This is a genomic window from Agromyces sp. NPDC055661 (assembly GCF_053618135.1).
In genome coordinates this window covers 165,517-183,709 of the sequence record NZ_JBSHHC010000002.1, presented here as the reverse complement: position 1 = coordinate 183,709, position 18,193 = coordinate 165,517, and the positions used below count along the sequence as shown (strand labels likewise).

Genomic DNA, 18,193 nt, shown 5'->3' with positions numbered 1-18,193 from the left:
GATGACGCGAATACACCTCGAGGCCGTTCGGAAGGTGGATTCGCGTCATCTCGACGAACGGCGGAGCCGTCGATGCTGGGCGGCAGCGGCGTCGAGGTGCACGAGCGGTTCGCGGGGTTCGCGCGGAAGGCGGGCGCGAGCGACTGAACCCCGCGGCCGGGTCGCATGCCGCGGCGGACATGCGGCGTGGCATACGGTTGCCGGATGCTCCGACGACTCGTGTCCCGCGTCTACTGGGCCGTGAGTCGTTGGCGTCTCGTCAGCGAACCGGCGCCCGACCGCCCGACCGTGCTCATCGGCGCGCCGCACACGTCGAACTGGGACTTCGTGCTCATGCTCGGCATCGCCTGGCGGCTGGGCATCGACGTGCGCTGGCTCGGCAAGAAGAGCCTGTTCGCCGGATGGCGCGGCCCGATCATGCGCGCACTCGGCGGCATCCCGGTCGATCGCTCCGACCCCGGCCGCGTGGTCGGCGAGGTCGTGGATCGCGTGCACTCGGGCGAGGTGTTCGGCCTCGTGGTGACGCCCGACGGCACTCGCGGCGCGAACCAGTACTGGAAGTCGGGCTTCTATCGCATCGCCCGGGAGACGGGCATGCCCGTCACGCTGGGCTACGTCGATCGCACGACGATGACGACGGGCCTCGGCCCGACGATCGAGCTCACCGGCGACGTGCCCGCCGACATGGATCGGATCCGCGCGTTCTACGCCGACAAGGCCGGCCTGCGACCGCACCTGCGCACCGAGCCGCGGCTCCGGTCGGAGGACGCGGTGGACGGGTCGGAGATCGACTGAGACGGTCAGCGCTCGCCTGGGGCCGCGGCGGGCGACGATGCGTCGCCGAACCAGCGCGTGAGCGCGTCGGCGAGGGGCTCCGCCGACCCGTCGTCGACCCACGCGACGTGGCCGTCGGGCCGCACGAGCACGGCGGTCGGCCGTGCGACCTCCCCGAGAACGGGCAGCTCCAAGGCGCCCTCGAATCGCGCGTCCACCGTGCGCACGCGGTCCGCCCACGGTAAGACCTCGAACTGGCGTGGGCCGGCGAGGTCGAGCAGCAGCGGCCGCGCATCGTGCAGGAGCTCGGAGACCCGCGTCGGGCCCTCCGCGGCCTCGAGGTCGAGGTCGGGCATCCGTCGGCCCAGCAGCGGATGCCCCGGGCCGAGGTCGTACGCGACGTCGAGACCGTGGATTCGTGCCGCGAGCTGCGTGCGCGCGGCATCCGTCATCAGGAGGTCGTCGATGATCTCGTTGAGCGCTCCGGTGCGCGGGTCGGCCCGCTGGAGGACCGTCTGCGCCATCGAGAGCTGGAGCGCCCGCGCGTCGGCGGGATGCCGCTCGGCGGTGTAGGTGTCGAGCAGCGCCTCCGACGAGACGCCCTGCACGACCTGCGCGAGTTTCCATCCCAGGTTGACGGCGTCCTGGACGCCTAGCCCGATCCCCTGCCCACCGGCGGGGTAGTGGATGTGGGCGGCATCGCCGACCAGCAGGACGCGCCCGTTCCGGTACGTCGCGGCCTGGCGCGTGGCATCCGTGAACCGCGAGATCCAGGTCGGGTCGTGCACGCCGAAGTCCGTGCCGTAGACCGCCGTGAGCGCGTCGCTGAGGTCGGCGAGCGTCGGCTCCGCGGCCGTGACGAGCCGTCGCTCGGTCGTGACGACCCGGTACGTCGGTCCGCCCGGCATCGGCAGGAGTCCGTGCGTTCCCGACTCGTCCTGTCGCATTCCCGGCGGCGGCTCCTCCGTCACCTCGACCTCGGCGATGAGGTTGCTCCGCGTGGCCTCCCAGCCCGGGAAGTCGATGCCTGCGGCCTTGCGGATCACGCTGCGGCCGCCGTCGGCCCCGACGAGGTAGCTCGCGCGCCTCGTCTCGCCGTCGGCGAACTCGACGTCGACGCCGTCGTCGTCCTGCACGAAGCCGGTCACCTCGCGGCCGTGCTCGACGCGAACGCCCAGCTCCTCGATCCAGCCGCGAAGAATCGGCTCGATCTGGTTCTGCCACAGCGCCAGGCCATACGGATGCCGCGTCGGGATGTCGCCGATGTCGAGCACGGATGTCCCGAACCTCGCCGTCTGCGCTGTCTGCCCCGCCGCGAGGAACCGGTCGGCGATCCCGCGCTGGTCGAGGATCTCGATCGTGCGCGAGTGGAAGCCGCCCGCGCGCGAGCCGACCAGCTCGGAGGTCGTGCGGCGCTCGACGACGGCGACGGCGACGCCTGCCAGCGCCAGCTCGCCGGCGAGCATCATGCCGGCGGGGCCGGCCCCGACCACGATCACGTCAGTCATGGTGATCATCTTCCTCGTCAGGAGGACGCGCCCACAGCATCGACCGCACCGCGAGAGGACGCAAAGTGCTGCTGTCCCGCGTCGGAAGCCGCACCTTGCGTCCTCTCGACAATTCAGCCGAGGGAACGGCGCTCGGCGGAGTCCGGGACGCCCAACGCCCTCAGTGCGAGCCCGTCGGATCGACGCGGCATCGCCCATTCGAGCGTCGCGGTCTCCGTGCGAGCGGTGACGATAATCGTCTCACTCCTCATGAGCCGTTCATCGATTCCGGCCGATCGACGCGAGCCCGCGACGGTTTCGATGATCGGGACGACCACGGTGTCCTTGCTCAGGCGACCGGTGCGGATCGTCCACTCCCCGATGAGCCATTCCGGACTGAGGCCGGACTGACGGCCGGACACCACACGTATCCCGCCCGGGAATACCTTGCGTCGCGCTCCCGAGCGCTTCCCACCGAGGACGCCGTCGGTGACCGTGTCCCCCACGAACCAGGCGAGGACATCACCGAAGAAGTCTGCGATCATCGCGCGACCTGATCGAGCTGCAGCGCGGCGGGCCCGGAGTATGCACGAACAGCGATCTCCGCCTGGAAGAACGCGTCCGCCTGCTCTCGCACCTCCGTGGCATCCCGGGTCGTCGAGGCGACCTCGAAGGCCTCCGCCCGGTCGAGTTCCTCGGCCACGAACCGGACGAGCGCATCGTGCGGAGCGGCACTGCCGAGCTCGCGGGTCACCGCCTTCGTCGCGATCAGCTCGGATGCTGCATCCCGAACGTTCGACGGAACGTCGGTCTCCCGGAGCAGGGTCGGGAGATCCATGGGGGGAAGGGCCGCCTCCGGATTGTCAGCGAGCCAACGCAACGCCGCCGCCGGCCGAAGCACGTAGAAGAAGCGCTTGAGCGACGGAGTTCCCGTCTGCTGCTGTCGCGCCACGTGCAGGTAGTGACGTGCGATCAGCACTCGCTCGACGACCTCGTCCGCGAAACCCAGCAGGCGATCGCGGAAGCCCTCGTCACCCGAGTACACGATCGGCGAGCGGAGCCATTCGATCGCTGCGGCATTGCCCTTCACGACCAAGCGGACGGCCTTGGCGAGATCCCAGCCGTTCACATCGAAGACACGGTCCACGGGCGTCTCGATCACGTCCCGCGCCGGCCACAGCGTGAGGTACTCGGTGTGGGGCCGTACGTAGATGAATCGGCAGTCGTAGTCGCTGTCAGGCGAAGGGAACCCCCAGGCTCGACTCCCACTTTCGATCGCCCACGGGATCCGCACGCCGTGGTCCAGCTCGATGCCGGCCAGGCGTGCATCGATCTCAGCGACAACGGCGGGGTCGAGGGAGTCCGGGATCGCGCGCATCCGCTGACCATATCGCGCCCGCGACAGCGGGGGTCAGTCCGGAGGACGCACGTGCCGGCCACGCCCGCGCGCGTAGAGACTCGCCGGCCTGAGGTGCCCCCATTCGTACGCCTTCGCGACCGTGCAGCCGAGGAATCCGGCTGCGAATACCCATGGCATCCAGACCCCGCCACCGATCCCCACCTCGGTGTGCACGATGTCATTGTCGTGATCGATGATCCCCGCAGGTCGATATCCAGCTCGGACGATGCCGCCTGGCTCGGTCCGCCCGTCGAGGTAGACCTCGCGCCTCGTGATCGTCCCGTCGTCGCTCACCCATGTTCCGAGACTCCTGCACCCTCCTCGTGCCCGGGACTCACAGGATTCCTCGGTGAACGTCCCCCACCGCACGGGTTGCGTCGAGTCGATCGCACCCGTGACACCCAGCCCGGCGAGTATGCAGAGCAGGAGCGACGCCAATGCGTAGAAGGCGATCCGGCCGACACGCTGCAGCCGGTTCGGTCGGTTCACGACTCCCTCGAGTGCGGCGCCTTCGCTGCTCGCCTCACAGCCGAGCCCATTTCGCGAGGCGCTTCAGGTAGCGTTGCCGCGCTTCGAGCGTCGCCTCGGGAATGAGCAGGATGCCGCGCCACCCGCCTCCGGTGGCTATCGGACTGAGCGGTGTCCACCTCCACCGGCCGCGTTGGTCGCACCAGACGACGGCGGCCCAACGGTGGTCCGCGTGGACGTCGCGGATCGATGAGCGAGCGATACGGCGGGTCCAGAGGAGTCCGACGATCGTCACGCCGACCGTGTCGTACTCCACGGCGGCGCGCTTCACCCTGGTGCACCACCGTGCGCCGACGGCCACGAACAGAACGCCGAGCACCGCGATACCCGCACTCCAGCTCTCGGCAGACGCCACCATGCATGCGATGCCTGCTGCGACGAGCGTTGCAGCGCCGGCTCGATTGCCGAATCGCCAGTCTGCATCAGGCTCGTACCGACTTCCGCCGGTTCGACGGCTCATTCGATGCGACCCGTCATGTCGCCCGAGATGTCACACGTTGAAGCGGAACTCGACCACGTCGCCGTCCTGCATGACGTAGTCCTTGCCCTCCATGCGGGCCTTGCCCTTGGCGCGGGCCTCGACGACCGAGCCGGTCTCGACGAGGTCGGCGAACGAGATGACCTCCGCCTTGATGAAGCCGCGCTCGAAGTCGGTATGGATGACGCCCGCCGCCTGCGGGGCCTTCCAGCCCTTGCGGATCGTCCACGCGCGCGACTCCTTCGGGCCGGCCGTGAGGTACGTCTGCAGGCCGAGCGTGTCGAACCCGACTCGGGCGAGTTGGTCGAGGCCCGACTCGTCCTGACCCGTCGACGCGAGCAGCTCCGCGGCATCCGCGGGGTCGAGGTCGATGAGCTCGGACTCGATCTTGGCGTCGAGGAAGACGGCCTCGGCGGGCGCGACGAGCGCGGCGAGCTCGGCCTTGCGCGCGGCATCCGTGAGCGTGGCCTCGTCGACGTTGAAGACGTAGATGAAGGGCTTCGCGGTGAGCAGGCCGAGCTCGGCGATGGGCGCGAGGTCGACGGATGCCGCGCTGAGTGGCGTGCCCTTCTGCAGCACCTCGAGCGCCTCGTTCGCGGCCGCGAGCACGGAGGGGTCGAGCTTCTTGCCCTTGACCTCCTTCTCGAAGCGCGTGATGGCGCGCTCGAGCGTCTCGAGGTCGGCGAGGATCAGCTCGGTGTTGATCGTCTCCATGTCGGCCTTGGGGTCGATCGTGCCTTCGACGTGCACGACGTCGGAGTCGTCGAAGCCGCGCACGACCTGCGCGATCGCGTCGGCCTCGCGGATGTTCGCGAGGAACTTGTTGCCGAGACCCTCGCCCTCCGAAGCACCGCGCACGATGCCGGCGATGTCGACGAACGACACGGTCGCGGGCAGGATGCGCTCGGAGCCGAAGATGCCCGCGAGGGTCTCGAGCCGCGGGTCGGGCAGGTTCACCACGCCGATGTTCGGCTCGATGGTCGCGAACGGGTAGTTCGCCGCGAGCACCTGGTTCTTGGTGAGGGCGTTGAAGAGGGTCGACTTGCCGACGTTCGGGAGACCGACGATTCCGATGGTGAGTGCCACGGGCGTCCATCGTACCGGGCGGCGGCCGAGGCGATGCCGTGCGACCGATGCGGAACGGATGTCGGGCCCTCCCCATAGGGTTCGAGCGTGACCGTTCCGGCCCTCAACGTCCTCGAGCACGGCGCGGGGCTGCCCCTGCTCGCCCTGCACGGCTTCCCCGTCGACCATCGCCTGATGAGCGGATGCCTCGAGCCGCTGTTCGGCCCCGACGAGCCGATCCGGCGCATCTACCCCGACCTTCCCGGGCTCGGCGCCTCCCCGGGCGACGGCGTCTCCAGCACGCGCGACGTGCTCGACCGGGTCGACGCGTTCATCGACGAGGCGATCGGCGACGAGCCGTTCCTGCTCGTCGGCGAGTCGTACGGCGGCTACCTCTCGCGCGCGCTCGTGCAGCGGCGGCGGGCGCAGGTGCTCGGGCTCGCGCTCATCTGCCCGATGGTCGTCGCCGACGCGTCCGCCCGGCGCATCCCGGCGCGCGCGGTGCGCCGCCCCGACCCCGAGCTGATCGCGCGCCTCGATCCCGTGGAAGCCGTCGAGTTCACCGACATCGCGGTGGTCGAGTCGGCCGAGGCGCTCGAGCGCTTCCGCACCGAGGTCGCACCAGGCCTGGCGGCCGGCGACGCCGACGCGATCGCCCGCATCCGCGCCGACTACGGGCTCGAGGAGCCGATCGAGCGCGGCGATCCGTTCGCGGCGCCCACGTTGATCATCGCCGGCCGTCAGGACTGGATCGTGGGATATCGCGACCAGTGGCGGCTCGTGGAGCGCTACCCCTCTGCGACCTTCGCCGTGCTCGACGTCGCCGGCCACAACCTGCAGTTCGAGCGGCCCGAGCTATTCGGGGCGCTCCTTCGCGATTGGCTCGATCGGGTCGCCGGAGAGCCCCCGAGCTGACCTGTCGAGCCCGACCGCCGGGCGCGGCTTCCGCTGGTGCAGCGTGAGGTACACGCCCGCGATCACGATCGCGCCGCCGATCACGGCGGGCAGCTCGAGCGTGGCGCCGAACGCGAGCGCGATGACCACGGTGAACACCGGGAGCAGGTTGAGGAAGATGCCCGCCCGTGACGGACCGACCTTCGACGCACCGATGTTCCAGAGCGCGTAGCCGGCCATCGAGGGGAACACCACGATGTACGCCAGCCCGAGCGCGCCGCCGGGCGACGACGGCAACGAGACGCCCGTGAACGCGATGAGCGGCAGCATCGTCACGACGGCGAAGACCGCCTGCACCGAGGTCGCGGTGATGGGCGGCGTCACGAGGCGCCGCGAGATGAGCGAGTACACCGTCCACGCGAGCACCGAGCCGATGACGAGCAGGTCGCCGACGCCGAAGCCCTGCTCGACGAGTTGGACGACGTCGCCGCCGGTGAGCACGACGGTCACGCCGACGAAGGCGACGACGATGCCGAGCACCTGCACGCGGTTCAGCCGCTCGTGCAGGAAGATCGCCGCGGCGAGCGCGATCGTGGCCGGGTTGATGGCGCTGATGACCGCGGCGTTCACGGCCCCCGTGAGGCCCAGCGCGGCGTAGAGCAGCAGCGTGTAACCGGTCAGGCCGAGCACCGACTGCAGCAGGTGCAGCTTCCATTCGCGCCACGCCTCGCGCCAGTTCGGACGCTCGATGAGCCACGCCAGCGCGAGCAGCGGCAGCACCGCGAACGCCCACCGGAAGAACGTCAGCGAGATCGGCGAGATCTCCCGCGTGACCATCTCGCCGAACACGTAGTTGCCGGCCCAGAAGAGGTTCGCGAGCGCCAGGAAGAGGTACATCCGCCCGCGTTTCACCCGAACAGCGTACGTCGGGTCGGGGGTGGTTCCGACCGCGGTCGGGTGCACGGATGCCGCGGCCGGATGCCCCGAGACGAGGCGCACGCTCAGGGCGGTCCCTCCGCGGCATCCGGGGTGCCACTGAACGTGCCCGCAGACGCTGGTGGGCGGAGTCCCCGCGGTCGTATGCTGCGCCTGAGGGTGAAGTCGAGCACCGCTCATGTTCGTCGGCGGTGCGACGAGTCGAGGGGGAATCGGCCATGTACGCCACGTGCAGGCGGGTCGGAGAGTGCGCAGTTCAGGTCCCGACGGCGCGTGTCGGTGCGACACGCCGGACTCTTGCGCCGCGACACGCCTCCGCACCTGAGTTGCACACGGTCCAGCCGACCGAGATCGTCGGATGCCGCGGGCGGAGGCCCGGGCCATGATGCCGCCGTCGGCGGTGCTCGGTGCGCGCGGCGCGATCCGCGTCGTGGCCGCGGTGGACGCCGTCGACTGGACGCCGCCCTCGTCGGGACGCGTGCTCGCCCGCGCCGACCTCGTCGGCACCGGCGGCGGGTCGCCGGCCATCGTGCTCTCGCTCGCCGACGACGTCGACCCGCGGCGCGTCATCGTGTTCGTGCAGGTCGAGGACCTGCTCTGCACCTTCCGGCCGACGGGCGACGACCCCGACGCGCTCGAGGTCGTGCTGCCGTTCGGCATCGGTCCGCGACGCGGGATCGTCGTGGTCGTGGAGTGCGAGACCGAGGCGGAGGCCGAGGAACTCGCCCGCACGTACGCGGCCGAGCGGCTCGAGGCCGCCGCGCCCGAGGCGCCGCGCAGCGCCGAGCCGCCCGAGGAGGCGGCCGAGCCCGGCGCGGAGGCGCCGCCGCCACCGACTCCCTCCGCGCCGCCACCCACACGCTCCGCGCCGCCCCCGCCGGCACCGTCGTTCCCGCTGCCGACGGCGCCGCCACCGGCCTCGATGCCTGCGCCGAATGCGCCCCCGCCACCCCCGGCACCGCCTCCCCCGCCGCCGCCTTCCATGCCCGCACCCGGTGCGCCGCCGCCCCCCGCCGCCGAGCCGCCGCCCATGCGCGGCGCGCCCGCGCCCGGGCCGGTCACGCCGGTCCCCTCCCCGGTCTCGCCGGAGGACGGCCGCGGCGCCGGCCCCGAGCTCGGACCCGAGGATTCGCTCGGCGTCGGCGGCGCCGGCGATGAGCCCGTCGAGCGCCGGGTCCTCGCGCACGTGCACGCCGAGATGCCCCGCCGCGTCGTGGTCGACGAGGTCACCGAGGTGCGGTTCCGGCTGAGCCGGCAGCGGCTCGAGGCATCCGCCGGCACGACGCACGCCGAGCAGGGGATCATGGTCGACCCACGACGCGACGTCACCGTGACCATCGCGTTGCGCGGGTTCCGGCTGGTGGCGGGCGAGCCCGAGACCGTCGCCGCACGACTGCCGGAGTCCGACACGGAGGTCGCGGAGCACGTGTTCCACGTCGTCGGGCCGATCCCGGGCAGCGGCGAGGTGTCGCTCGTCGTTCGCCAGGACGCCGACCTGCCGCTCGCCACGCTCCGCCTCACCGCGGAGATCGTCGCCGTCGGCGCGCGCGCCGCCGTCGAGCCGACGCGGGTGACGGCCGACGTCATCGAGCCGGATCCCGAGCTCCTGGTGCTGCCGAGCATCCGCATCGACGAGTCGATCGTCGGCACCGAGTCGGTGCTGCGGATCCGCGTGACCGTCGGCTCGGACTCCGCGGAATGCACGACGCCGCTCGACGACAAGGCCGCGTTCATCTCGCGCACGTACGACAAGGTCGGCGGCATCCGCGCCGAGCTCGCCGAGATCACCGATCGTGACAAGCGCGCCCGCCGAGGCCTCGAGCGCCTGCGCAAGCTGGGCATGGGACTCGCGGATCGCCTCTTCAGCGGACAGGTACGGGAGCTCCTCTGGAACTCCCAGGACCAGCTCGACGGCCTCATCGTGCAGACCGCGGGCGAGCTCGACATCCCGTGGGAGATCGTGCACCTGGTCCCGCCGAGGGACCCGGCCACGGGGAAGCCACCGGAGGACGACCTGATCCCCCGGTTCCTCAGCACCTACGGACTGACCCGTTGGGTGTACGACACCGCGCACCCGATCGACCTCACCGTGACGCCCGCGGGCGTGCGCTTCGTCTGCCCCGAGTACGCCGACCAGCACCTGCGCCTGACGCACACCGCTGAGGAGCGGCGGTTCCTCGAGGACCGGTTCGCGGCGACGACCATCGACCCCGACGACGCCGACGGCATCACCGGGCTCATGCAGCAGGGCTTCGACCTGCTGCACTTCGCCGGGCACGGACGCTGGAGCGCGGCATCGCCGCAGGTGCAGGAGCTCCTGCTGGCGGCGTTCAGCGAGGACGAGGACGTTCCGCTCGCGCGGTACTCCGACGGCGAGCTGCGACGCGACCTGCCCGACCGCGGACGCATCGACGACGCCGACACCGGACCGTTCGTGTTCCTCAACGCGTGCGACATCGGCCGCCTGCCGGCGGGTCCGGCGGCCCTCGGCGGATTCCCCGAGGCGTTCCTCCGCGGCGGCGCCGCCGCGTTCGTCGGATGCTCCTGGGCCGTCGGCGACGAGCCGGCCTCGACCTTCGTCGAGGCGTTCTACGTGGGGCTCGCCGACGGAGAGCTCACGATCGCCGAGGCGGCGCGCGAAGCACGTCGCGCCGCGCACGAGGACGCCGACCTCTCGGAGCTCGCGTACGCCGTGTACGCCCACCCGCGCGCCCGCATGCACGTCGACCAGCCCGCGTCGCCCGAAGCAACCGACCAGCCCGCAGCATCCGCAGCAACCGACCAGCCCGCACCGCCTGCACCGCCCGACCCGCCCGACCAGCCCATCCCGGAAGGACCGCAGCCATGAACGCCGTACGCCCGCCGAGCCCGTCCGCTCCCCCGTCGCCGCCCATCGCCGCGGCACCGGCCGCCCCGCGCGGCGGACCCGACCTCTCGGCGGCCGAGCTCGCCGACCTCCGGCCGCATGTGATCACCCTCGAGGACGGGAAGCTCGCCACCGGCGCGCCGTCCGAGCCGCGGGACGTGGGCGCCTACCGCACCACGACGGGCGACATCGACGCGCTCTTCGAGACGCACCTGCCGGCCTTCGTCGCGGCGCACGCGCCCGGCCCGGTGCCGGTCGTGCTCTACGCGCACGGCGGGCTCGTCGACAAGGCGTCGGGCTTCGGCATCGCGCAGCAGCAGGTGGTCTGGTGGAAGGATAACGGCGTCTACCCGATCCACTTCGTGTGGGAGACCGGCCTCGGCACGGCGCTCTGGGACGCGCTGCGGCGCTGGGCGTCGGGCGGCCGCCGCGGCTGGGTCGACGAGGCGAAGGACACGTTCCTCGAGGTCGCGGCGCGGCTGCTCGGCGGCGGCGGGATCTGGAACGACATGAAGATCGATGCCGCCGCGGCATCCGTGAAGGGCGGCGGCGGGCACTACTTCGTGCGCGCCCTCGCGAAGTTCATGGCCGACCACCCCAACGAGATCGAGGTGCACGCGGTCGGCCACAGCGCGGGTTCGATCTTCCACTCGCACCTGCTCGACGCGGCGCTCGCGGCGGACGTCCCCGAGATCGCGTCGCTCAACCTGCTCGCGCCGGCCGTGCGCGTCGACACGTTCTCGAAGCTCGTGATGCCGCACGCGCGCAGCGGCAAGATCGCGCGCGTCGCGATCTTCACGATGGACGACGAGGCCGAGCGTGCCGACACGTGCCTGCGGATCTACAACAAGTCGCTGCTCTACCTCGTGTCCGCGTCGTTCGAGCCGCAGAAGGCGACGCCGATCCTCGGCATGGCGAAGTTCCTCACGCGCGACGCCGAGCTCGCCGACTTCTTCACGGGTGCCGCTGCCGACGGCGACCTCGTGCTCGCCCCGAACGCGGTGGGCGTGCGCACGGCGAGCGCCGCGACCTCGCACGGCGACTTCGACAATGACGGGCCCACGATGGAGAGCGTCGCCCGGCGCGTGGCGGGCGTGGCGACGGTCACGTCGTTCCCGAGGAAGTCGCGCGAGGTGGCGCCGTGGCCCGAGTACGAGGACGTGCCCGCGGCGGCGGGCTCGCGATCCGCAGCGGGCGCGGCCGCAGCGGCCGCAGGGGCCGCGGATGCCGCGCCGGGCGCCGGCACGCGCCGGGCGCTCTGCATCGGCGTCGACGCCTACCCCGATGAGGGCGACCGCCTGAAGGGCTGCGTCGCCGACGAGCGCGCCTGGGCCGACGCACTGCGCGCCGCACAGTTCGAGGTCACCGAGCTGACGGATGCCGCGGCCACCCGCGACGCGATCCTGCGCGGCATCCTCGAGCTCGTCAGCCAGGCCGCGCCGGGCGACGTGCTCGCGGTGCAGTACTCGGGACACGGCACGTTCGTGCCCGACCTCGACGCCGACGAGGACGACGGCGACGTCGCGAAGGACGAGGCGCTCTGCCCCGTGGACTTCCGCAAGCAGGGCCGGCTCATCATCGACGACGACCTCGCCCGCATCTGGGACGTCATCCCCGAGGGCGTCGCGCTCACGGCGTTCTTCGACAGCTGCCATTCGGGCTCTGCGAACCGCGCGCCGCGCGTCGATCTCACGCCCGTCGGCGACTCGTTGCCGCGCGCCGTGGTGCTCACGCGCGAGGACGAGGAGGCGTACCGGGCCGACCGCGGGGTCGCGCCGGTGTCCGACGAGCCCGACCCGGTGCGGGATGCCGCGATCGCGAGCGTGCTCGCGTCCGAGGTGGTCGCGCCGGCCGCTCCGAGGGCCGCGGGGGTGCGCCGCGAGGTGCTGTTCAGCGCCTGCAAGGCCACCGAGGTGGCGTGGGAGTCGGGCGGTCACGGCGACTTCACGCGCACGGCCATCCCGCTGCTGACGACCGGCGTCGGCTCGGTCTCGAACCGGGACTTCGTGCGGCAGGTCGTCGAGCAGTTCGGGCCGAACCGCCGGCAGACGCCCGAGTTCCACGGTGAGGAGGTGCTCGGCGGGCGGATCCTGCTCGGCACGGCGAGCGCGTCGGCCGTCGCGGGGGACGGCGCGGGGACGGTCGGGACCGGTGCGGTCACGCCGGTGGGACCCGGCACGCGCACCGACGACGGCGCGGCATCCGATCGCCAGCGCGACGCCGTCGTCGCGATCCTGCGCGCGACGGCCGACCTGCTGGAGGCGTGAGGCGGCAGACGGGCGGCGGCGCGCCGGCCGCGGGAGGTCAGCGCAGCCGCGCGCGGAAGCAGCGCGTCACGTAGGGCACGGCGAGCTCCTCGGCGCCCGCGAGGTCGGGATGCGTGTCGAGCAGCGTCTCGAGCGCGGCGATGGTCGACGCCTGCTCCTCGGGCGACGCCGTGATGAAGTAGCTGCGCGAGCGCACGAGGTCGAGGAAGCGCGCTCGCGACATCGGCTCGCGCCACTCGACCGTGTGCTCCTCGATCGGACCGAACGGCGACCCGATGCGCACGTAGCTCTCGAACGTGGCGCTCGCGTCGTGCCGCTCGTGCATGATCTCGCCGGCCTCACGCAGCCAGTCCGCGCTCGTGTCGCGGCTGTTCCAGACCAGTCCGAGCACGCCGCCCGGACGCAGCACCCGCGCGATCTCGGGCACCGCGCGCTCGGGCACGAACCAGTGCCACGCCTGCCCGGCCACGACGGCGTCGACCGAGCCGTCCTCGATCGGGATGTCCTCGGCGGTGCCGAGGATGCGCGGCACTCCCGGCACCGCGACCTCGAGCTCCTCGAGCATCTCCTCGACGGGGTCGACGGCGATGACGTCGCGGTCGAGCTCGATGAGCGCCTCGGTGAGCTTTCCCGTTCCGGCGCCGAGGTCGAGCACGCGCTGCGCGTCGCCGATGAGCCAGGCGACCGCGTCGACCGGGTAGCCCGGGCGCGACGCGTGGTACACGGATGCCGCGGCGCCGAACGAGCGCGCCGAGCGCACGGTCGCGGGGTCGTTCGGGTCGACGACGAGGCCGTCGGGGCGATCGGGACCGGTGGATTCGGGGACGTCGCTCACGGCTCGCTCACCCCGTGATGACCATTCGCTCGATCGCCGCGCCGCCGGGCGCGATCCGGAAGGTGAACGTCGACGGCCCGTTGAACCCGTCGCCGCCCACGTCGGCCGCGACGATCACCTCGTCGCCGGCCTCGCGGACGTCGGTGACGTCGAAGGTCTGGTGCACGCCGATCGACTCGCGACGGCTCCAGCCCGCGATCTCCTCGCGGCCGCGGAACTCGCGCCCCCAGTCGTCGATGACGCCGTCGTCGGCGAACGCGGCGACGAACCGGTCGAGGTCGCCGGCGTTGGTGGCGTCGAACGCCTCGGCGACCGGTGCGGGCAGCTCGGTCATCCGGTCTCCTCACGCTCGCGGCGCCCGTCGGCTCGGCGCTCCCGCAGCCATTCCACGCCCTGCCCGCGGCATCCGTCAACCGTCGGATGCCGCGCCGACTCGGCATCCGCAGCCCGATCGCCGACGCGCCACACGACGCGCCCGGCCGTGTCGGAACCGCGTGCGACGATGCACGCGTGCCAGTGGACTTCACCGCGATCGACTTCGAAACCGCCAATCCGTCGAGCGCGTCGGCCTGCTCGGTCGGCCTCGTGAAGGTCCGCGACGGGCGGGTCGTCGACCGCGTGCACTGGTACATCCGGCCGCCGTTCCCGCACGACGAGTTCTCGGAGTGGAACGTGCGCATCCACGGCATCACGCGCGACATGGTCGACGACGCGCCCGGCTGGCCCGTGCACCTGCCCGCGTTGCGGGAGTTCGCCGGGAGCGACGTGCTCGTCGCCCACAACGCCGGGTTCGACATGGGCGTCATCGCCAAGACCTCGACCGCGTTCGGTCTCGAGGTTCCCGACTTCCGCTACCTCTGCAGCCTGCAGGTGGCGCGCCGCACCTACCACCTCGAGTCGTACCGCCTGCCGTCGGCGGCGATGGCCGCCGGGTTCGAGGACTTCTCGCACCACGACGCGCTGGCCGACGCCGAGGCGTGCGCGGCGATCATCGTGCACGCGGCGAAGCGCCACGAGGCCGACGACGTCGAGCGGCTGGCGCACATCACGCGCGTGCCGCTCGGCGCGATCGGGTCGGCCGCCACGCAGGCGCAGCAGTCGGCGCAGGGGCCGATGGCGCTGCAGTAGGTGCGGTCGTCGCCGGTGCGACGGCGATCGTGATTCAGGCGATCGGCCGCGATTCAGGCGCCGTTGCGCGGAATCCGCCTGAATCGCGACCGTTTGCCTGAAAGCGCGCTGCGGATGCCCCGCCCGGCCGAGCCGCCTCGCGGGCGATGTCGGACGCCGCTGCCACACTCGGGGACATGGAGATCCTGCTGCTCGTCATCGGCCTCGTCCTCGGCGTCGCGCTCGGTGCGCTCGGTGCGTGGTTCGTGGCCGCGCGCCGAATCGCGGGGGCCGGCGACCCGGTCGTCGTCGACGACCCGGCGCTCGTCGAGGCGCGTCACCAGGCGCAGCTCGCCGAGGTCCGCGCCGGCGAGGAGGCGGCCAAGTCCCTCCTCCGCGAGGAGCTCGCCGCGACCGCGGCCACGGCCGAGGCGCTCCGCGAGCAGATCCTCACGGCCCAGCGCCAGCACCGCGAGCTCGTCGAGCAGCACCGCGCCGAGCAGCAGGCCCGCGAGGCGCGCGAGCAGGCCGAGAGCCGCGTGCTGACGGCGCTCGCGCCCGTCAAGCAGTCGCTCACCGAGATGCAGTCGAAGGTGACGCAGCTCGAGACCCAGCGCCACCAGCAGCACGGCGAGCTCGCCCAGCAGTTCAAGTCCGCGGCCGAGTCCGAGGAGCGGCTGCGCTCCACCGCCGAGGCGCTCGCGTCCGCGCTCCGCTCCAACAGCACCCGCGGCGTCTGGGGCGAGACCCAGCTGCGCAGCGTGGTCGAGGCCGCCGGCCTCATCGAGCGCGTCGACTTCGACCTGCAGTCGAGCATCTCGAGCGACTCCGGCGCCGGCCGTCCCGACATGGTGGTGCGCCTGCCCGGCGGCAAGTCGATCGCCGTCGACGCGAAGGTGCCGTTCTCCGCCTACCTCGAGGCGAGCCAGATCCCGGCCACGGCCGTCGGCGCCGACGCGGCCCGGCGCGCCGAGTTCATGAAGCAGCACGTGCAGGCCGTGCGCGCGCACATCACGGCGCTCGGCTCGAAGGGCTACTGGAACGGCCTCGACGCCTCGCCCGAGCTCGTCATCGCGTTCATCCCGAGCGAGTCGCTCGTCTCGGCCGCGCTCGAGGCCGACCCGAGCATCATGGAGTTCGCGTTCGCGAAGCGCGTGGCGCTGGCGTCGCCCGTGACGCTGTGGTCGGTCCTGAAGACCGTGGCGTTCTCGTGGCAGCAGGACGTGCTGACGAACGAGGCGAAGACGCTCTTCGACCTCAGCCGCGAACTGTACTCGCGCCTCGCCACCACGGCGTCCCACATCGAGAAGCTCGGCCGCACCATCGAGCGCAGCGTGAAGGACTACAACGCGTTCGTCGGCTCCCTCGAGCGCCAGGTGCTGCCGACCGCGCGCAAGCTCGGAGCCCTCGACGAGTCGAAGATCCTCGCGCCGCTGCAGGGCATCGAGGAGGCGCCGCGCGAACTCACCGCCTACGAGCTGGTCGCGGGCACCGGCGCCGACCTCGACCCCGAGCTGCGTCGCCAGATCGAGTCGGGCGACGCATCGCGCAAGGGGTGACGCGGGCGCCGTCGCTGCCCGAAGGCGAGGGCGTCAGGTCGGCGCCGGCGGCCGGCGCGCGCCGACGCGCCGACGTCGGCGTCCTCAGCCCTCGATGACGCTGATGACGTTCCCGGCGGGGTCCGTGAACCACGCGATGTTCGGGCCGGGGTTCTCGTCCGAGCTGCGGGAGATCCCGCGTTCGTCGGTGCCGAAGTCCTGGTCGCCCGAGTAGATCTTCGTCACGACGCCGGCCGCGTTGAGCTCGTCGACCGCACGGTCGATGTCCTCGACGATGAGGTTCAGGATCGTGAACGTCGCCGGCTCGTGGTTGTCCTTCGGGTAGACGAAGACGGTCTGGCCCGACGGGAGCGTGAGGTTCAGGGAGCCCATCTGCCCGTCTTCGACGCGCAGCCCGAGCTTCGTCCCGTAGAACTCGCGCGCCGCGCCGAGGTCGTCGACGCTGAATCCCGGGAATGCATCCTTGATCGTGACCACCTGGGTCCTCCTCCGTACTCGTGATGCCGGGTCGGCACGAGCCACGCTTCCACACGACCGCATCGGCGTCGAGGGGTTGTCCCGGCGCGCGGCGGGCAGCGGGCGGCTCAGCCCGGTTCGAGGTCGGGGTCGGGGCGTCGGGTCGGCTCGTGCCGGTGGTGCGGCTCATCGACGGGCGGCGCGAAGCCGGCGGCCGCCTCGGCGCCCGTCACGACGTCCTCGTCGGGGTGCCCGTCGAGCGGGTGCGCGAGCTCGTCACGGCCCAGCCGGGCGAACGCGAGGGTCGCAAGGGCGAGCAGCGGCGGCACCACGCCCGCGATGAGGAACGCCGGGGCGAGGCCGATCCATTCGCCGACCGGGCCCGCCACGGCCATCGAGATCGGCATGAGCGCGAGCGACACGAAGAAGTCCAGGCTCGAGACGCGGCCGAGCATCGAGGGCGGCACGCGCCGCTGCAGCAACGTGCCCCACACCACCTGCGCGCCGTCGAAGAGCACGCCGCAGATGAATACGGCCACGACCATCACCCAGAGCCACGACGTGTACCCGATGATGGCGAGCGGGAGGCATCCGAAGCCCCAGGCCAGGATCATGAGCGTCAGGTACCGCCGCGGCAGCTTCATCGAGGCGACGGCGAGCGACCCGACCGCGCCGCCCACGCCGAAGCCCGCGAGCGCGAGGGCGTACGCCCCCGCGCCGCCGCCGGTCTGGTCCTTGACGGCGAACGGCAGCAGCACCTCGATCGGGCCCATGATGAGGAACACGAGGATGATCGAGAACGCGAGCGTCGCGAACAGCCAGCGCGTGCGCAGCAGGTAGGCGAAGCCGTCGCGGAGGTCGATCAACGACTGCCGCACGGGGTGCACGTCGAGCGAGTCGAGGTCGCGTCGCACGGGCGTCGTGCGCATGAACCCGAGCACGGCGGCGGCCGCGACCTGCAGCACAGCCACCACCGCGAACGCGAGCCACGGGCCCTGCAGCGCGATGCACGCGCTCGCGAGCGCCGGCCCGGCCGCCTGCATCACGGCCGGACGCAGCACGCCCTCGATGCCGTTCGCCGCGAGCAGCCGGTCGGCCGGCAGGATCGCGGGCAGCCACGCCGAGTACGCGGGATAGAAGAACCCATCGGCGAGGCCGAGCACGAACGAGATGACGGCGACGTGCCAGACCTCGATGGCCCCGGTCGCGGCGAGCACCGCGGCGGTCGCGAACCCGACGCCGCGCACGACCTCGACCGTGAGCAGGATGCGTCGCTGCGGGATGCGGTCGGCGGCGACCCCGCCGAACAGCACGGCGATGACGAGGCCGAGGCTCGACCCGACCGCGACGAACGACAGGTCGACGGGCGAGCCGCCGAGCTCGACGACCTGCCACACGGCCGCCACGATCCATGCGCCCGCCGACAGCAGCGATGCCGCCAGCGCGACGGTGAGCAGCCGGTACTGGCCCGAGGTGAACGGGCGCAGCGCGCGCGGCAGCCTCGTCCCGTCGCTCATCCGGCCATTCTCGCGAATTCCACGG

The 18,193-nt window shown here is 72.1% G+C and carries 16 protein-coding genes; 6 read left to right on the top strand and 10 right to left on the bottom strand.

What is annotated here, in order from left to right:
- The first annotated feature begins 204 nt into the window (after positions 1–204).
- Positions 205–795, top strand: coding sequence for a 1-acyl-sn-glycerol-3-phosphate acyltransferase (locus ACWGO8_RS14410; RefSeq protein WP_452043729.1), 591 nt, complete (start codon positions 205–207; stop codon positions 793–795).
- Positions 796–800: 5 nt separating this feature from the next.
- Here ACWGO8_RS14410 and ACWGO8_RS14405 read toward each other — a convergent pair whose 3' ends face one another.
- The 5 genes from ACWGO8_RS14405 to ychF all read right to left on the bottom strand — a co-directional run bounded on the left by ACWGO8_RS14405 (position 801) and on the right by ychF (position 5,752).
- The gene (locus tag ACWGO8_RS14405; protein ID WP_452043728.1) at positions 801–2,282 is read right to left on the bottom strand and encodes an FAD-dependent monooxygenase; all 1,482 of its coding nucleotides are present in this window, start codon (positions 2,280–2,282) and stop codon (positions 801–803) included.
- Between the two features lie 113 nt (positions 2,283–2,395).
- Complete coding sequence (locus tag ACWGO8_RS14400; RefSeq protein WP_452043727.1) at positions 2,396–2,806, bottom strand: hypothetical protein; 411 nt, start codon at positions 2,804–2,806, stop codon at positions 2,396–2,398.
- Positions 2,803–3,639 carry a nucleotidyltransferase domain-containing protein gene (locus ACWGO8_RS14395; protein WP_452043726.1) on the bottom strand — a complete coding sequence of 279 codons (837 nt, stop codon included), beginning with the start codon at positions 3,637–3,639 and terminating at the stop codon, positions 2,803–2,805. Before ACWGO8_RS14395 ends, ACWGO8_RS14400 begins: the two co-directional genes overlap by 4 nt.
- A 544-nt stretch (positions 3,640–4,183) precedes the next feature.
- Positions 4,184–4,546, bottom strand: a complete 363-nt coding sequence (locus tag ACWGO8_RS14390) for a hypothetical protein (protein ID WP_452043725.1) — start codon at positions 4,544–4,546, stop codon at positions 4,184–4,186.
- A 132-nt stretch (positions 4,547–4,678) separates the two neighbouring features.
- A complete protein-coding gene (gene ychF / locus ACWGO8_RS14385) occupies positions 4,679–5,752 on the bottom strand; it encodes a redox-regulated ATPase YchF (protein ID WP_452043724.1) in 1,074 nt (357 codons plus the stop codon).
- 87 nt (positions 5,753–5,839) lie between these two features.
- Here ychF and ACWGO8_RS14380 point away from each other — a divergent pair, with 87 nt between their 5' ends.
- A complete protein-coding gene (locus tag ACWGO8_RS14380) occupies positions 5,840–6,646 on the top strand; it encodes an alpha/beta fold hydrolase (protein ID WP_452043723.1) in 807 nt (268 codons plus the stop codon).
- Here the strand turns inward: ACWGO8_RS14380 and ACWGO8_RS14375 are convergent.
- Complete coding sequence (locus ACWGO8_RS14375; RefSeq protein ID WP_452043722.1) at positions 6,587–7,624, bottom strand: DMT family transporter; 1,038 nt, start codon at positions 7,622–7,624, stop codon at positions 6,587–6,589. The genes ACWGO8_RS14380 and ACWGO8_RS14375 overlap by 60 nt on opposite strands.
- Before the next feature lie 319 nt (positions 7,625–7,943).
- On the opposite strand from ACWGO8_RS14375, the gene ACWGO8_RS14370 reads away from it, so the two are divergent.
- Positions 7,944–10,409 (top strand): CHAT domain-containing protein, encoded by a 2,466-nt coding sequence (locus ACWGO8_RS14370; protein WP_452043721.1) that lies wholly within the window; start codon positions 7,944–7,946, stop codon positions 10,407–10,409.
- Positions 10,406–12,694 carry a caspase family protein gene (locus ACWGO8_RS14365; RefSeq protein ID WP_452043720.1) on the top strand — a complete coding sequence of 763 codons (2,289 nt, stop codon included), beginning with the start codon at positions 10,406–10,408 and terminating at the stop codon, positions 12,692–12,694. The genes ACWGO8_RS14370 and ACWGO8_RS14365 overlap by 4 nt, the downstream gene beginning before the upstream one ends.
- Before the next feature lie 37 nt (positions 12,695–12,731).
- On the opposite strand, the gene ACWGO8_RS14360 is transcribed toward ACWGO8_RS14365, so the two are convergent.
- Together ACWGO8_RS14360 and ACWGO8_RS14355 are read right to left on the bottom strand one after the other, a co-directional pair.
- Entirely contained in the window at positions 12,732–13,529 is a 798-nt protein-coding gene (locus tag ACWGO8_RS14360) for a class I SAM-dependent methyltransferase (protein WP_452043719.1), read from the bottom strand.
- A 7-nt stretch (positions 13,530–13,536) separates the two neighbouring features.
- Entirely contained in the window at positions 13,537–13,863 is a 327-nt protein-coding gene (locus tag ACWGO8_RS14355; RefSeq protein WP_452043718.1) for a nuclear transport factor 2 family protein, read from the bottom strand.
- Positions 13,864–14,039: 176 nt separating this feature from the next.
- On the opposite strand from ACWGO8_RS14355, the gene ACWGO8_RS14350 reads away from it, so the two are divergent.
- Together ACWGO8_RS14350 and rmuC are read left to right on the top strand one after the other, a co-directional pair.
- Positions 14,040–14,657 (top strand): 3'-5' exonuclease, encoded by a 618-nt coding sequence (locus ACWGO8_RS14350; protein WP_452043717.1) that lies wholly within the window; start codon positions 14,040–14,042, stop codon positions 14,655–14,657.
- 176 nt (positions 14,658–14,833) lie between these two features.
- Positions 14,834–16,195, top strand: coding sequence for a DNA recombination protein RmuC (rmuC, locus tag ACWGO8_RS14345; protein WP_452043716.1), 1,362 nt, complete (start codon positions 14,834–14,836; stop codon positions 16,193–16,195).
- An 84-nt stretch (positions 16,196–16,279) separates the two neighbouring features.
- Here rmuC and ACWGO8_RS14340 read toward each other — a convergent pair whose 3' ends face one another.
- Both ACWGO8_RS14340 and ACWGO8_RS14335 read right to left on the bottom strand, forming a co-directional pair.
- On the bottom strand, positions 16,280–16,672 hold the full coding sequence (locus tag ACWGO8_RS14340; protein WP_452043715.1) for a VOC family protein: 393 nt from the start codon (positions 16,670–16,672) through the stop codon (positions 16,280–16,282).
- Between the two features lie 107 nt (positions 16,673–16,779).
- Entirely contained in the window at positions 16,780–18,168 is a 1,389-nt protein-coding gene (locus ACWGO8_RS14335) for an MFS transporter (protein WP_452043714.1), read from the bottom strand.
- Positions 18,169–18,193: the final 25 nt, after the last annotated feature.

Bases quoted from the DNA above. Each gene is read 5' to 3' on its own strand.
- ACWGO8_RS14410 (WP_452043729.1), top strand. From the start codon at position 205: ATGCTCCGACGACTCGTGTCCCGCGTCTACTGGGCCGTGAGTCGTTGG.
- ACWGO8_RS14405 (WP_452043728.1), bottom strand. From the start codon at position 2,282: ATGACTGACGTGATCGTGGTCGGGGCCGGCCCCGCCGGCATGATGCTC.
- ACWGO8_RS14400 (WP_452043727.1), bottom strand. From the start codon at position 2,806: ATGATCGCAGACTTCTTCGGTGATGTCCTCGCCTGGTTCGTGGGGGAC.
- ACWGO8_RS14395 (WP_452043726.1), bottom strand. From the start codon at position 3,639: ATGCGCGCGATCCCGGACTCCCTCGACCCCGCCGTTGTCGCTGAGATC.
- ACWGO8_RS14390 (WP_452043725.1), bottom strand. From the start codon at position 4,546: ATGGTGGCGTCTGCCGAGAGCTGGAGTGCGGGTATCGCGGTGCTCGGC.
- ACWGO8_RS14370 (WP_452043721.1), top strand. From the start codon at position 7,944: ATGATGCCGCCGTCGGCGGTGCTCGGTGCGCGCGGCGCGATCCGCGTC.
- ACWGO8_RS14365 (WP_452043720.1), top strand. From the start codon at position 10,406: ATGAACGCCGTACGCCCGCCGAGCCCGTCCGCTCCCCCGTCGCCGCCC.
- ACWGO8_RS14355 (WP_452043718.1), bottom strand. From the start codon at position 13,863: ATGACCGAGCTGCCCGCACCGGTCGCCGAGGCGTTCGACGCCACCAAC.
- rmuC (WP_452043716.1), top strand. From the start codon at position 14,834: ATGGAGATCCTGCTGCTCGTCATCGGCCTCGTCCTCGGCGTCGCGCTC.
- ACWGO8_RS14335 (WP_452043714.1), bottom strand. From the start codon at position 18,168: ATGAGCGACGGGACGAGGCTGCCGCGCGCGCTGCGCCCGTTCACCTCG.